This window comes from Streptomyces sp. NTD91 (assembly GCF_059510455.1).
The window spans coordinates 1-12,868 of sequence record NZ_JCAJZW010000067.1 but is presented as its reverse complement, the minus strand read 5'-3'; the positions used below and the strand labels follow the sequence as shown (position 1 = coordinate 12,868).

The 12,868-nt window shown below is 72.0% G+C and carries 9 protein-coding genes and 2 pseudogenes; 6 read left to right on the top strand and 5 right to left on the bottom strand.

Annotated features, from left to right (window positions below; genetic code table 11):
- Window positions 1-15: 15 nt before the first annotated feature.
- Together AC5WRT_RS36550 and AC5WRT_RS36545 are read left to right on the top strand one after the other, a co-directional pair.
- Window positions 16-1,179 (top strand): aldose epimerase family protein, encoded by a 1,164-nt coding sequence (locus AC5WRT_RS36550; protein ID WP_496100999.1) that lies wholly within the window; start codon window positions 16-18, stop codon window positions 1,177-1,179.
- A gap of 80 nt (window positions 1,180-1,259) precedes the next feature.
- The gene (locus AC5WRT_RS36545) at window positions 1,260-2,783 is read left to right on the top strand and encodes a pyridoxal phosphate-dependent aminotransferase (protein WP_496100998.1); all 1,524 of its coding nucleotides are present in this window, start codon (window positions 1,260-1,262) and stop codon (window positions 2,781-2,783) included.
- A gap of 39 nt (window positions 2,784-2,822) precedes the next feature.
- On the opposite strand, the gene AC5WRT_RS36540 is transcribed toward AC5WRT_RS36545, so the two are convergent.
- A complete protein-coding gene (locus AC5WRT_RS36540; RefSeq protein ID WP_496098463.1) occupies window positions 2,823-3,476 on the bottom strand; it encodes a DUF4360 domain-containing protein in 654 nt (217 codons plus the stop codon).
- A 125-nt stretch (window positions 3,477-3,601) separates the two neighbouring features.
- A pseudogene (locus tag AC5WRT_RS36535) lies at window positions 3,602-4,058 on the bottom strand (Rrf2 family transcriptional regulator).
- Window positions 4,059-4,133: 75 nt separating this feature from the next.
- On the opposite strand from AC5WRT_RS36535, the gene AC5WRT_RS36530 reads away from it, so the two are divergent.
- Complete coding sequence (locus tag AC5WRT_RS36530; RefSeq protein WP_496100997.1) at window positions 4,134-7,088, top strand: glycoside hydrolase family 35 protein; 2,955 nt, start codon at window positions 4,134-4,136, stop codon at window positions 7,086-7,088.
- On the opposite strand, the gene arfA is transcribed toward AC5WRT_RS36530, so the two are convergent.
- The 3 genes and pseudogenes from arfA to AC5WRT_RS36515 form a co-directional block, all read right to left on the bottom strand.
- A complete protein-coding gene (gene arfA / locus AC5WRT_RS36525) occupies window positions 7,089-8,609 on the bottom strand; it encodes an arabinosylfuranosidase ArfA (protein WP_496100996.1) in 1,521 nt (506 codons plus the stop codon).
- A gap of 14 nt (window positions 8,610-8,623) precedes the next feature.
- Window positions 8,624-9,094: a glycoside hydrolase family protein gene (locus AC5WRT_RS36520; protein ID WP_496101005.1), complete on the bottom strand. Its 471-nt coding sequence runs from the start codon at window positions 9,092-9,094 to the stop codon at window positions 8,624-8,626.
- Window positions 9,086-9,219, bottom strand: a pseudogene (locus tag AC5WRT_RS36515) (extracellular solute-binding protein); the annotation flags it as partial. The pseudogene AC5WRT_RS36515 and the gene AC5WRT_RS36520, both read right to left, overlap by 9 nt.
- A gap of 233 nt (window positions 9,220-9,452) precedes the next feature.
- Between AC5WRT_RS36515 and AC5WRT_RS36510 the strand changes: the two are divergent.
- From AC5WRT_RS36510 to AC5WRT_RS36500, 3 genes are read left to right on the top strand one after another with little or no spacing between them, the layout of a single operon-like run.
- Window positions 9,453-10,115, top strand: a complete 663-nt coding sequence (locus AC5WRT_RS36510; RefSeq protein WP_496098466.1) for a toxin-antitoxin system, toxin component family protein — start codon at window positions 9,453-9,455, stop codon at window positions 10,113-10,115.
- Entirely contained in the window at window positions 10,112-11,338 is a 1,227-nt protein-coding gene (locus AC5WRT_RS36505; protein WP_496098467.1) for an MAB_1171c family putative transporter, read from the top strand. Before AC5WRT_RS36510 ends, AC5WRT_RS36505 begins: the two co-directional genes overlap by 4 nt.
- Window positions 11,331-12,731, top strand: a complete 1,401-nt coding sequence (locus AC5WRT_RS36500; RefSeq protein WP_496098468.1) for an FAD-dependent oxidoreductase — start codon at window positions 11,331-11,333, stop codon at window positions 12,729-12,731. The genes AC5WRT_RS36505 and AC5WRT_RS36500 overlap by 8 nt, the downstream gene beginning before the upstream one ends.
- The last annotated feature ends 137 nt before the right edge of the window (window positions 12,732-12,868 follow it).

Here is a 12,868-nt window from a genome sequence, read left to right as displayed (position 1 = left end):
TTCAGGAGCCGCTGCATGGAACTGAACAGACGCACGGTCATCGCAGGCGCCGCGGCCGCGGGGCTCGCCACCACCACCCTCGGCTCGGGCAGCGCCCAGGCCGCCGCCGGTTCACCGGGAGGCCGTAGGCCGGTGAAGGAACTGTTCGGCACGCTCGCCGACGGCACCAAGGTGCACCGGTGGTCGCTGGAGAACGGCGGCACCCGGCTGAAGGTCCTCTCCTACGGCGGCATCGTCCAGTCCCTGGAGATCCCCGACCGGCACGGCCGGTACGCCAACGTGTCCCTCGGCTACGACGACCTCGACTCGTACGTGAAGGGCACGACGTACTTCGGCGCCACCATCGGCCGCTACGGCAACCGCATCGCCAAGGGACAGTTCACCCTGGACGGCAAGAAGTACCAGCTGTCCGTCAACGACGGCGTGAACAGCCTGCACGGCGGTGCCAAGGGCTTCAACACCAAGGTGTGGGACATCGAGCCCTTCACCTCCGGCTCCGACGTCGGCCTGCACCTGTACTACACGAGCGTCGACGGCGAGATGGGCTACCCCGGCACGCTGCGGACGAAGGTCACCTTCACACTGACCCGGCACGGCGACTGGCGCATCGACTACGAGGCGACCACCGACCGGCCGACGGTCGTGAACCTCACCAACCACACCTACTACAACCTCGCGGGCGAGGGCAGCGGAGGCATCTACGACCACGAACTCTGGCTCGCCGCGAGCCGCTACACCCCCACCGACTCGGGTCTGATCCCCACCGGCGAGCAGGCGAAGGTCAAGGGCACCCCGTTCGACTTCACGCATGCCAAGCCGGTCGGCCGGGACATCCGCGTGGGACATCCGCAGCTGGTCACCGCCAAGGGCTTCGACCACAACTTCGTACTGGACAAGGGCGTCACCGCACGGCCCGAGCACGTGGTGACGCTCCGCGACCCCGCCTCCGGCCGTACGCTGAAGATCTACACCGACCAGCCCGGTGTGCAGTTCTACTCGGGCAACTTCCTCGACGGCACCCTCGTCGGCCAGTCCGGCCACACCTACCGGCAGGGCGACGGTCTGGCCCTGGAGACCCAGCACTTCCCGGACTCGCCGAACGAGCCGGCGTTCCCGTCGACCGTGCTGCGGCCGGGTCAGACGTACCGAACCACCACAATCCACCGGTTCAGCGCCTGAGTTGAACGGCGGCCCCGGAGCCTCCGTACTCCTGGGTGGCCCGTGCTCCCCCGCACGGGCCACCCTGAACGGAGGTCCTCTTGTCCGGCAACGTCACGTCGTTGTTCCGCGGCACCGCCGCGCACAGCCCCTCGATGGCGGCGCTGACACGAGAGGGCGGCGACGGAACCGGCCCGGTGGACTTCTGTGTCCCCTGCAACCCGTACTTCCCCACCCCGGCCATGTACGACGAGCTGGCGGCCCGGCTGCGCGAGATCATCACCTACTACCCGAGCAGCGCCGACACCGTCACCGGCGAACTGTGCAGCCTCCTGCGACTGCCGCCGCAGTGCGTGGCGATGGGCAACGGTTCGACGGAACTCCTCACCTGGATCGACCACCTCCTGGTCCGCGAATCGCTGGCGATACCGGTCCCCACCTTCGGCCGCTGGACCGACCAGCCGATGGAGACCGGCAAGCGGGTCGACATGTTCCCGCTGCAGGAGGCGAGCGGCTTCGCCCTGGACCTGGCGCAGTACGCCGCCTTCATCCACAAGCGCGGGTCCCGGGTGGCGGTGGTCTGCAACCCCAACAACCCCGACGGCGGTTATCTGCGCAAGCAGCAGGTGGTCCAGTTCCTGGACGCCATGACCGACCTGGACCTGGTGGTCGTGGACGAGTCCTTCCTGGAGTTCGCCGACGCGGAGGCCGAGCCGAGCGTCGCCCAGGAAGCCATGCTCCGCCCGAACGTCATCGTCCTGCGCAGCCTCGGCAAGAACCTCGGCCTGCACGGCATCCGCTTCGGCTACCTGGTCGCGAACCCCGCGCTGGCGGGCAGGATCCGCTCGATGCTCCCGAAGTGGAACCTCAACTCCCTCGCCGAGCACATGGTGTTCATGCTCAGGGAGCACGGCACCGAGTACGCCCAGAGCCTCCAGCAAGTCCGCCGCGATCGCCTGGAGATGGCCAGCCACCTCTCCGCACTCCCCGGCCTGACGGTGTACCCCTCGCAGGGGAACTTCCTGTTCGTCCGCCTGCCCGTCGGCGCCGAGGGCACGGTGGTCCGGGACCGGATGCTCACCGAGCACCGGATCCTGGTCCGTGAGTGCGGCAACAAGATCGGTTCCTCCAGCCGCTTCCTGAGACTCGTGGTGCGCCCCCAGGTCGACGTGCGTCGCCTGGTGTCCGGCCTGGAGCAGGTGCTCTACGGGTCCAGGAGGGGAGCCGCCGTACCCGAGCTGGGCACCGGGACCAGCTACAGCTCGGGTACGGCGGCGGTGGACCGGCTGGTCAGCGAGACCAACGGCTCCGGCGTACAGGGCCTGGCCGCGCAGGCCCAGGCCATGCCGCCCGCCCCCGCCGCAGGCACCGGCATGCCGCTGCCCGCGGCGGTACCGCCCGCGGCGGCTCAGCCAGTGCCTGCGGCGCCTCAGCAGACGCCTGCACCGGTGCCGGCGCCCGCTGCCGCGGTCGCTGTCGCGCCCACGCCGCCCGGAGTTCCGGCCCGGGGCGGGCTCACGGCGGCTCAGGTGCGGGGCATGACGGCTCCCGCGACGGACCTGACCCCCGCTCCGGCCACCGGGTGGCCCAACGCGCGGAGCTGGCCCGATGCGGCGGGGGCCTAGGGTCGAGACGGCCGGGCGCCGTGGTCGGTGCCGTGGCTCTCATGCGCTCGGGCACTGCTTCCACGCCAGGTGATACACCGTGCTGATGTCGCCGTCCGTCGAGTCCATCGTCATGAAGCTGACCTTGTCGGGGGACGTGGTCCCCGCGTTGACTCTCAGCTCGGTGTTGATGTTGAAGTTGCGCTCCACCCCGCAGGGTGCCCAGACCAGTTGGGCCCAGTCCGTGGTGTCGGTGGCCTGCCAGTCGTCGTCGTAGGCGCCGGAGAAGGGGTGGGTCCTGGGGACGGTCTGCGAGGAACCCTGGAAGTAGTAGGAGGCCCGTTGTGCGGCGCTCGCACCGGGCTGGAGCGAGAGGAAGCCGCGGTAGTCGGCCTCGGCGATCGCGTAGGTGAAGCCCTGGGGGACGTGGACGATCAGGTTGAGCTGGCAGTTCTTGCGGAAGGCCGTCGGGTCGGAGGCACCGCCGGCCTGGGCGAGGTACGCGCTGTAGGTCACCGTGAAGGCGGTGTTGTCCGGCGAGACGGCGACGGCCGCGGTGCCCGCGGGGCAACCGGAGCCGTTCACGGTCGCCACGTCGATGACGATCCTGTCCGGGGGCGGGTTGTCGAACACGCCCGAGGAGGGGGCGTGAGCGGGTAGCGCGGTGGTGAGCAGCGCCGCGACGGCGCCGCCCAGGAGGAGTCCACCAGCCATGAGTTTCTCCCGAGGTCGGATGTGGGGGGTCTGTGTGGAACCTGTGAAGCGGTGAAGCGCTCCGCATCGTAGGAAGCCCCGCTCACCCCCGGCAGGGTCCACTTCGGCCATTCACAACCGGCCGTTCACACCACCCCTCCGCACCGTCGTGCGCGCCGATCCCCTTCGGGGTCTTGGGCCCCCGGTCCCGCCGCGAGGTCGGCGAGGCCGACACCCTGGAGGATCCGGCGGACGGGGGCGCGCAGCGCGATCCGCGGCGGAAGCAACCACGGGGCCGTCTTCGTGCGGGCGAGGCGCGTGGGGCGTCCGCCGCGCACCGGGACGATCGGGCCGTCCACCGCGCAGATCACATCGGCGACCGTGATCTCGGCCGCTCCCCGGGTCGGCCGGCGGCCGCCGCCCCCGCCGTCCCGGCTGTCGGCGACCCCGGCCCGCCCGGGGTCGCCCAGGATTCCTTTCGGGAACTCGTGCGGTGCCCCGGGAGGCGGCGATTTCGTCCCCCTTCACCGGGCCGTTACCCTGCCGTACGGCCAGCTCCAGTACCGCCCGTACCGGGTGATCCGCCCGAGCCGGGATCCTCATGGGTCCGTCGTGGGGCGTGCCCGCGTGGAGAATGGCCGCACCCGCGCCCCGTAAGATCGCCCGGGAGGATCCACCTTGGCGCTCAGCAGACGTACTTTCAGTGCCCTGGCCGGCTCGACCGCGCTCGGGCTCGCCCTGGGCGGCAGCGGCGGCCCCGGGGCGCCCTCGGCCTACGCGGCGCGCAGCGTGCCCACCGGCCCGGCACCCGCCCCGCCCCGCCCCGACGGCCGGCCGCACACCATCGGCTACGACCGCTACTCGCTGCTGGTGGACGGCAGACGGCTGGTCGTGTGGTCCGGCGAGATGCATCCCTTCCGGTTGCCGAGTCCGTCTCTGTGGCGGGACGTGCTGCAGAAGATGCGGGCGCACGGGTACAACGCGGTGAGCATCTACGTGGCGTGGAACTACCACTCCCCCGCGCCCGGGAAGTACGACTTCACCGGCGTCCGCGACCTGGACCTGTTCCTGCGGATGGCGGCCGAGACCGGCCTGTACGTCATCCTGCGGCCCGGTCCGTACATCAACGCCGAGGTGGACGGCGGCGGCTTCCCCGGCTGGCTGACGGCGACGAAGGGCACCGCCCGCACCGACGACCCCGCCTACCTGGCGCACGTCGACGAGTGGCTGACCCAGGTGAACCGGATCGCCCGCAGGCACCAGTTCACCCAGGGCACCGGCACCATCCTGCTGTACCAGATCGAGAACGAGTACGACGCCCACGCCGGCGACGCCACCGGCCGGGCGTACATGTCCCACCTCTACGAGAAGGTGCGGGCGGACGGCATCGACGTCCCGCTGTTCCACAACGACAAGGGCCGCAACGGGTACTGGACGCCCGGCTCCTTCGACACCGGCGGCGAGAAGGGCGGCTGGCTGTACGGCTTCGACGGGTATCCCTCGCCGTCGCAGACCCCGCCGGACTGGGGGACGTTCGGGCCCGGCGGGGCGAAGGGCGGGGCCAGTGCCTCGCCGTCCACGCCCGGGTTCGTGCCCGAGTTCGGCGGCGGCTGGTTCGACCCGTGGGGCGGGGCCTGGTTCGACGGCAAGGGGTACGCCGAGTCGCGGCGCACCCGGGACGCGGCCTACGAACGCCGTTTCTACCTCACGAACCTCGCCAACGGGCTCACCCTGCACAACGTCTACATGACCTTCGGCGGCACCTCCTGGGGCTGGCTGCCCGCGCCGGTGGTCTACACGTCGTACGACTACGGCGCCGCCATCGACGAGGCCCGCAACGTCACCGACAAGATCGCGCCGATGCACCAGCTCGGGCATCTGCTCCAGCGTGTGCCCGACTTCGCCAAGCTGGACCGGGCGGCGGACGTGCACGCCGAGGGCCTGAAGGTCTACCACCTGACCAACCCGGACACCGGCGCGCACGTCTACGTCGCCCGCAACGACGGCACGGACGCGGTCACCACCGATCTGCCGACCGCCGCCGGCCGGGTGCGGATCACCGTGCCCGGCAGGGACGCCCGGCTGCTGACCACCGGGCTGAAGCTGGGCAGACGGACGCTGGAGTACGCGACCGCCGAGCCGGTCATGTGCGTGACGGCGGGGCGGCAGGACATCGCCGTGTTCTCGGGGCGGCACGACGACATGGCCGAACTGGTGCTGAGGTGCCCGGTCGAGCCGAGCGTCATGCGGCTGGACCCGGAGGCCGCGTGGGTCCTCGACGACGACTCGCTGCATGTGAACGTGCCGCTGGGGCAGGGCGGGCTGACCCGTGTCCTGGTGCAGAAGGGCGAGACCGACACCCCGCTGCTGCTGCTCTTCGCCGACGACGCCACCGCCGTACGCATCTTCCCGTACGACACCTCGTCCGGGACCCTGCTGGTGTACGGCCCGGCGCTGCTGCGCCACGTCGAACTGCGCGGTTCCGAGGTCCACCTGACGGGTGACGTCACGGAGACGACGAGCGTCGAGGTGTGGGGGCCGCGCGGGATCGACACCCTGGTGTGGAACGGCCGCACCCTGCCCACCCGGGTCACCCTGTCCGGCAGCCTGATGACCACCGGCCTGCTCCCGGCCGTCCCCGAGGTACGGCTGCCCGAGCTGGGCGGCTGGCGGATGCGCACGGAGAACCCGGAGGCCGGCCCCGGCTTCGACGACTCGCACTGGACGGTCGCGGACAGGACGGCGTCGTTCAGCACCACGCCGGTCCCGGGCGGCCAGCCGGTCCTCTTCGCCGACGACTACGGCTTCCACTACGGAGACGTCTGGTACCGCGGCTCCTTCAGCGACGCGACCGGCCTGGAGGAGGTCTCGCTCACGTACAGCACCGGTACGCAGGGCCTGTTGATGGCCTGGCTGGACGGCGACCCGCTGGGCACCCACCGGATGCCGGTGCCGGACAGGGACACGACGATCCGCAAGGGGACGTGGACGGACACGGCGGTCTTCCCGATCCGTGCCGCGCTGCGCTCGCCCGGCCGGCATGTGCTCTCGTTGCTCGTGCGGCGCATGCAGCACGACGAGGACGGCAAGGCGCTCGACACGCACAAGGCGGCCCGGGGTCTGACGGCCGTCGCGTTCAAGGGCGGCTCGCCGAAGCCGAGCTGGCGGATCCAGGGTGCGGCGGCCCCCGATCCCGTGCGCGGCCCGATGAACAACGGCGGCCTGTACGGCGAACGGGAGGGCTGGCACCTGCCCGGCTTCCCGGACCACGACTGGGAGAAGGTGAGCTTCCCGCGCGCCGCCCGGTACCAGGGCGTCACCTGGTACCGGACCACCTTCCGACTGTCGGTCCCGGCGGACGTCGACGCCTCGGTCGGCCTGACCCTGGACGACGATCCGTACCGCGCCTACCGGGCGCAGATCTTCCTCAACGGCTGGAACCTGGGCCAGTACATCAACAACGTGGGCCCGCAGCACACCTTCGTGCTGCCGAACGGCATCCTGCGCACCCGAGGCACCAACACCCTCGCGCTCGCGGTCCTCTCGGAGTTCACCACGCTGTCGGGCCCCGGGTCGGTACGTCTGACACTGCTCGGCCGGGCGGCGGGCGGCCCGCCGGTCACGCCGGTGTGATCAGGCCAGCCGGATCACGTTCCAGGACAGCGGTTCCAGTACGGCGGTGAGGGTGCCGTCCGCCACGGCGGTGCCCTCGACCCGGTGCGGGACGACCCGCCCGGGGTCGGCCAGGGTGTTGCGGGCGTCGGGGTCGGTGTCCGCGAGCGCGCTGTGCTCGGTGACGGCCGTCAACTCCAGCCCGCTGAGGGCGACCTCGAGCGGAAGGGCGTCCGCGCGGCTGCGGTTGACCGCGAACACGGTGACCGTGCTGTCGGCCGCGCGGACCGCCGTGGCGTGCAGCAGGTCCGTCTCGCCGTACTTCCTCGTCTCGTACGTCGGCGAGTCCACGCGCACGTCGAGGACCTCGCCCCGGCCGTACTTCGACGCCTGCGCGAACGGGAAGAACGTCGTCTGCCGCCAGGCCGGGCCGCCCGGCTCGGTCATGATCGGCGCGATGACGTTGACCAGCTGGGCGAGGCAGGCGACGGTGACGCGGTCGGCGTGCCGGAGCAGGGCGATCAGCAGCGAGCCGAAGACCACGGCGTCGGTGACGCTGTAGTGGTCCTCCAGCAGCCGGGGTGCCTGCGGCCAGTCGGACCGGTCGAGGGTCTCGGCGTGCTCCTCCCAGCGGGAGAGGTACCAGACGTTCCACTCGTCGAAGGAGAGCTTGATCTTCTTCTTGGACTTCAGCCTCGCGCCCACGTGGTCGGCCGTGGCGACCACGTTCTCGATGAAGGACTCCATGTCGACGGCCGAGGCGAGGAAGGAGTCCACATCGCCCTCGGTGGGCTCGTAGTAGGCGTGCAGGGAGATGTAGTCGACCAGGTCGTAGGTCTCCTGGAGGACGGTCGCCTCCCATTCGGCGAAGGTGGGCATGGCCTGGCTGGAGGAGCCGCAGGCGACGAGTTCGACGGAGGGGTCCTGCCGGCGCATGGCCCGTGCGGTCTCGGCCGCGAGCCGGCCGTACTCGGCGGCCGTCTTGTGCCCGGTCTGCCAGGGCCCGTCCATCTCGTTGCCGAGACACCACAGCCTGATCCCGAAGGGTTCCTTGTCGCCGTGGGCCGCGCGCAGGTCGGAGAGGGCGGTGCCGGAGGGGTGGTTGGCGTACTCCTGGAGTTCGAGGGCTTCGGCGACACCGCGTGTGCCGAGGTTCACGGCCATCATGGGCTCGGCCTCGGGGCCGAGCTTCCTCAGGAACGCGATGTACTCCGACAGCCCGAAGCGATTGGTCTCGGTGGAGTGCCAGGCCAGATCCAGCCGGCGGGGGCGGGCCTCGACGGGGCCCACCGAGTCCTCCCAACTGTATCCGGAGACGAAGTTGCCGCCGGGGTAGCGGATGGTGGTGACGCCGAGTTCGCGGACCAGGTCCAGAACGTCGGTTCGCAGTCCGGCTCCGTCCGCCGTCGAGTGACCGGGTTCGTGGATGCCGGTGTAGACGCAGCGGCCGAGGTGTTCGACGAAGGAGCCGAAGAGGCGGGGGTCGACGTGGCCGATGGTGAAGGCGGGGTCGAGGGTGAAGCGGGCGGTGCGCTTGCTCATGGGGTCCTTTCGAGTCACTTCGGAACAGGCCCGCGGGAACTCCGGCCCAGTTGGTCCAGGCCGAGCTTCGGGGCGCCGTTGTCGTTCGCGTCGTAGTAGTGGCAGGCCGGCCCGGTCCTGCCGTGGGTGCGGAAGACCGATTCGCCGCCGGGGCCGGTGCGGCGGCCGTGGCTCTCCGGGAAGAGGTCTCCCCCGCCCTCCGGCGTCGGCGTGCCCGTGCTGTCGGTGCAGGGGCCCGTCACCGGGGTGGCGCGGCCCACGCGGATCTTGTCGGTGGAGTTCGCGCCCCGGCGACAGGCGTCGTACGACACGAACAGGCAGGAGTACGCGCCGTGGTGGACGACCGAGGCGCCCTCGACCGCGTACCGGGCGTCGGGGCGGTTCGCCAGGCGGCAGCCTGCCGTCGGCGCGGACGACCGCCGGGGCGATGGCGTTCCGGGGATCGGCCGTCCCGGAGGCGAAGGCTCTGCCGTGGAGTACCGCACGCGGGTGCGCGCGGTGAGGCGAGCACGCCGGCTCCGGTGCCGAGTGCGGCGAAGCCGAGGGCGCCCGCCGCCGGTCCTGCCGCGGCTCCCAGGAGCTGCCTGCGATCCAGGCCAGGTTGTCCCATGCCTTGCCCTCACCGTCCGAGGTTCGAAGGAGCGAAAGGAGCCGTTCTATATTTCGAATGGTGCTCGTAACTTCGAACGGGACCGTAGATTCGAAGCGCTTCCGCGTCAATGGGTGCGGCACAATCTCACCAGCGGGTTCCTCATCGGTGCCGGCCGTGCGACGAAGCTCGCCGCGATCCCATGACGGGGACACGCCGACACGCGTACCCTCGGACCGGCGGAAGGGGGACCGATGGGCATCGCGGGCGCGCGGGATCGCACGGCACGCCTGACCGCACGGCTACGGCGCTCCCGCCCGGGTCCGGCGATGCGCGCGCTGGCGGCCGGCCTCGCCGCCGCCGTCCACGCGCGGCCGGAGACACCCGACGGAGTACGGGAGTTGTGCCGGGCGCTGTGCGAGGAGATGAGCGCCCTGCGCGGCGGGCGGCCGGTGCACCTGCGCTTCGAGCGCTTCCCGGACGAGATCGAGGTCACCGGGCTGTGGCTGGAGTTCGCCGACTTCGACCTGGTCATCGTGGAGGAGCGCGCCGAGGACGTGCAGCAACTGGTGATCCTGGGTCATGAGTTGTGGCATCTGCACACCGGTCACCGGCACCCCGGCCCGGCCGGTGACGCGGCCGCCCGCGCGTTCGCCGACGCGCCCGGCTGGCGGGACACGCCCCTCACGGTGGCCGCCCGCAACGGCTCCCGGGAGACCGACGAGGCCGAGGCGGACGACTTCGGGCACCGCCTGGCGGCCCGGTTCCGCCGCCACCTGGCCGGCCCCGGCGGTCCCCCGGGCCCGGTGCAGCGGACCCTCGGCTATCGCGGACGTACGGAAGGCCGTGAGCCGAAGGGACGCGCCGACGCCCCGGAGGCGAACCGATCGTCGGGAAAGGGAGGCGCCGCGCGGTGAATCTCGCGTCCCGTCTGCCGAGGCTGCTCGGCGAGATCTCCGTCTCCTTCTGGATCCCGACGGCCGTCCTGGCCGTCGCCCTGGTCATCAAGCTGCCCAGCATCGTCAAGATGTGGCGGGACCCCCTGCTGCGCGCCGTCGGCGGTCTGCTGCTGTTCGCGTGCGCGGTGTTCGTCTTCGCGGCCCCCCGGACCGTCGCCTGGACCAACCGGGTCACCGGAGTGCCGAACATCTCCGCGCCCTGGGTGTACTCGCTGCTCACCGCGCTCTGCGCGTCCTGGCTGCTGCTGATCACCGCCTGGCGCAACGGCCGCTCCGACGCGGCCCGCACGCGCCGGACGACCCGCTGGGTCGTGTCCGCCTACGCGGGCGTGGTCGTCGCCCTGTGGGTGCTGTTCGCCCTCGCGGACGTGCCCGTGGAGCGGCTGCGGGACCTGGACACCTACTACGCCACCACGCCGTTCATGCGCGAGGAGATCCTGCTCTACCTCGTCGCCCACACCGTGGCCTGCTCGATCACGGCCCGGCTGATCTGGAACTGGAAACGCACCGACGGCCTCGACGTCTGGCTGCGCTGGGGACTTCGGTTGCTGGGCGTGGGCTACGCCACGAATCTGTGCTTCGACGCGGCCAAACTCACGGCCGTCGTGGCCCGGTGGACGGGACACGACCTGGACTGGCTGAGCACCAACGTGGCACCGACGGGCGCCTGCGTCTCCGCCAGCCTGGTCGCGGCGGGCTTCATCGTCCCGCACGTCGGCCAGTATCTGCAGGAGCGCTGGCACGTGCGGCTGCGTCACCGCGCGCTCGGCCCCCTCTACCAGCTGACGCGCACCGTCACCGGCGAGCGTGAGCCCTTCGCCCCGCACGCCCCCGCCGAACTGCGCCTGATCCGCCGCGAGACCTTCATCCGCGACGCCCTGCTGCAACTCTCCCGGCGCCTGGACGAGGACCTGCGCACGCGCGCGTACGACGCCGCCCTCGCCCTCGGCTGCGAACCCGGCCGGGCCAGGGCCCTGGCCGCCGCCGTGACGCTGCTGGACGCGGCCGGCGGCGGGCGTCCGCCCCGCGACGAGGCCGCCGGCTCCCCCTCCGACCCGGACACCACGTACCTCCTCCAGGAGATCCAGGCCGTGTCCCAAGCCCTCCGCCACCCCGACGAGATCACGGCGGTACGCGCCCGCGCGACCGCCCCGGCAGAGAGCGTGCCCGCGCATGAGTGAAGCCTCCTCCTCCGCCAGAACCGTGGTCGTGCTGGGGGGATCCCACACCGGCATGCTCGCGGCACGCGCGCTGGCCGGGTCCGCCGACCGGGTCGTCGTCGTCGAGCGCGACACCCTGCCCGAGGGCGCCGAGCCCCGCAGGGGGCTGCCGCAGGCGCGGCACGCCCACATGCTGTGGTCGGGCGGCGTGCGGGCCGTGGAGGAGCTGCTGCCCGGGATCACCGAGGCGCTCGAGGCGGCGGGTGGGCGCCGGCACCCCGTCACCACGGGCGTGGTCGCCCTCTCCGCGCAGGGCTGGTTCCGGCGCTGGCCCGAGTCCCACCAGGTGATCCTGGCCGGCCGGGACCTCCTGGACGCCACGATCCGCGCGCGGGTCCTCGCCGACGGGCTCGTCGAACTCCTCGACGGCACCGAGGCGCTCGGCCTCACCGGCACCGGCACCGCGGTGACCGGCGTGCGGATCCGGACGCGGCACGGCGATGAGCGCACCCTGCCGGCCGACCTGGTCGTCGACGCCACCGGGCGCGGCTCCCGGGCCCCACACTGGCTGGCGGAGCTGGGGCTGCCCGCGCCGCGCGTACGCGAGGCCGACCCGGGCCTGGTCTATGCGAGCCGGCTCTTCCTCGCCCCCGAGGCGGCCCGGGAGGACTTCCCGGTGGTCAACCTGCAACTCGACCCGCGGGCCGACGGTCCGGGCCGCTCCGGCTTCCTGCTCCCCGTCGAGAACGGCCGCTGGATCGTCACCCTCGCCGGCACGCGCGGCGGCGAACCCTCCGCCGTGAACGAGGAGTTCGTCCCCTTCGCCCGCGACAGGCTGCGCCACCCCCTGCTGGGCGAGCTGCTCGAGCACGCCGAGCCGCTGTCCGACGTGACGGTCACCCGCTCCACGCTCAACCGTCGGCACTTCTACGAGCGCATGCCGCTCTGGCCCGAGAACTTCACCGTCCTCGGCGACGCGCTCGCCGTGTTCAACCCGGTCTACGGCCACGGTCTGTCCGCCGCCGCGCAGGGTGCGGTGCTGCTCCGCGAGGTGATACGGCGGCACGGCTGGGGCACACCCGGACTGGCGCGCCGGGTGCAGCGGGCGGTCGCCCGCCCGGTCCGCGCGGCGTGGGACCTGGCGCTGGGGCAGGACGTGTTCTACCCCGGCGCGACACAGGCCGGTCCGACTCTGCGGGACCGGCTCCTTGCCGCGTACGTGGGGCGCCTGATGCACACCGCGACCGGGAACGGCCGTATCGCACGCCGGGTGACCGATGTGACCTCCCTGGAGCGGGGAGCTGCGGTACTGCTGGCGCCGAGCGTGCTGGTCGCCGCGGCGGTGGGACCCCTGAAGCCCCCGCTTCCGGCTCCCCCGCTGACCACGGAGGAGCGGAAGGCGGCGGGGGTCTAGGGCGTGTTTCGAAAGTCCCGTCTGGTCCGCGACGCCTGGCACGGCACCTCGCCGCGTTGTCGGGATCGTCCGCGTACGCCCGGTACGAGGACGACCCTCCGCCTTGCGATGCACCGCACCAGACGCCGCGGACGCCG

Coding starts and splice junctions, on each gene's coding strand:
- AC5WRT_RS36500 (WP_496098468.1), top strand. CDS start 11,331: ATGAGTGAAGCCTCCTCCTCCGCCAGAACCGTGGTCGTGCTGGGGGGA.
- AC5WRT_RS36540 (WP_496098463.1), bottom strand. CDS start 3,476: ATGGCTGGTGGACTCCTCCTGGGCGGCGCCGTCGCGGCGCTGCTCACC.
- AC5WRT_RS36510 (WP_496098466.1), top strand. CDS start 9,453: ATGGGCATCGCGGGCGCGCGGGATCGCACGGCACGCCTGACCGCACGG.
- AC5WRT_RS36550 (WP_496100999.1), top strand. CDS start 16: ATGGAACTGAACAGACGCACGGTCATCGCAGGCGCCGCGGCCGCGGGG.
- arfA (WP_496100996.1), bottom strand. CDS start 8,609: ATGAGCAAGCGCACCGCCCGCTTCACCCTCGACCCCGCCTTCACCATC.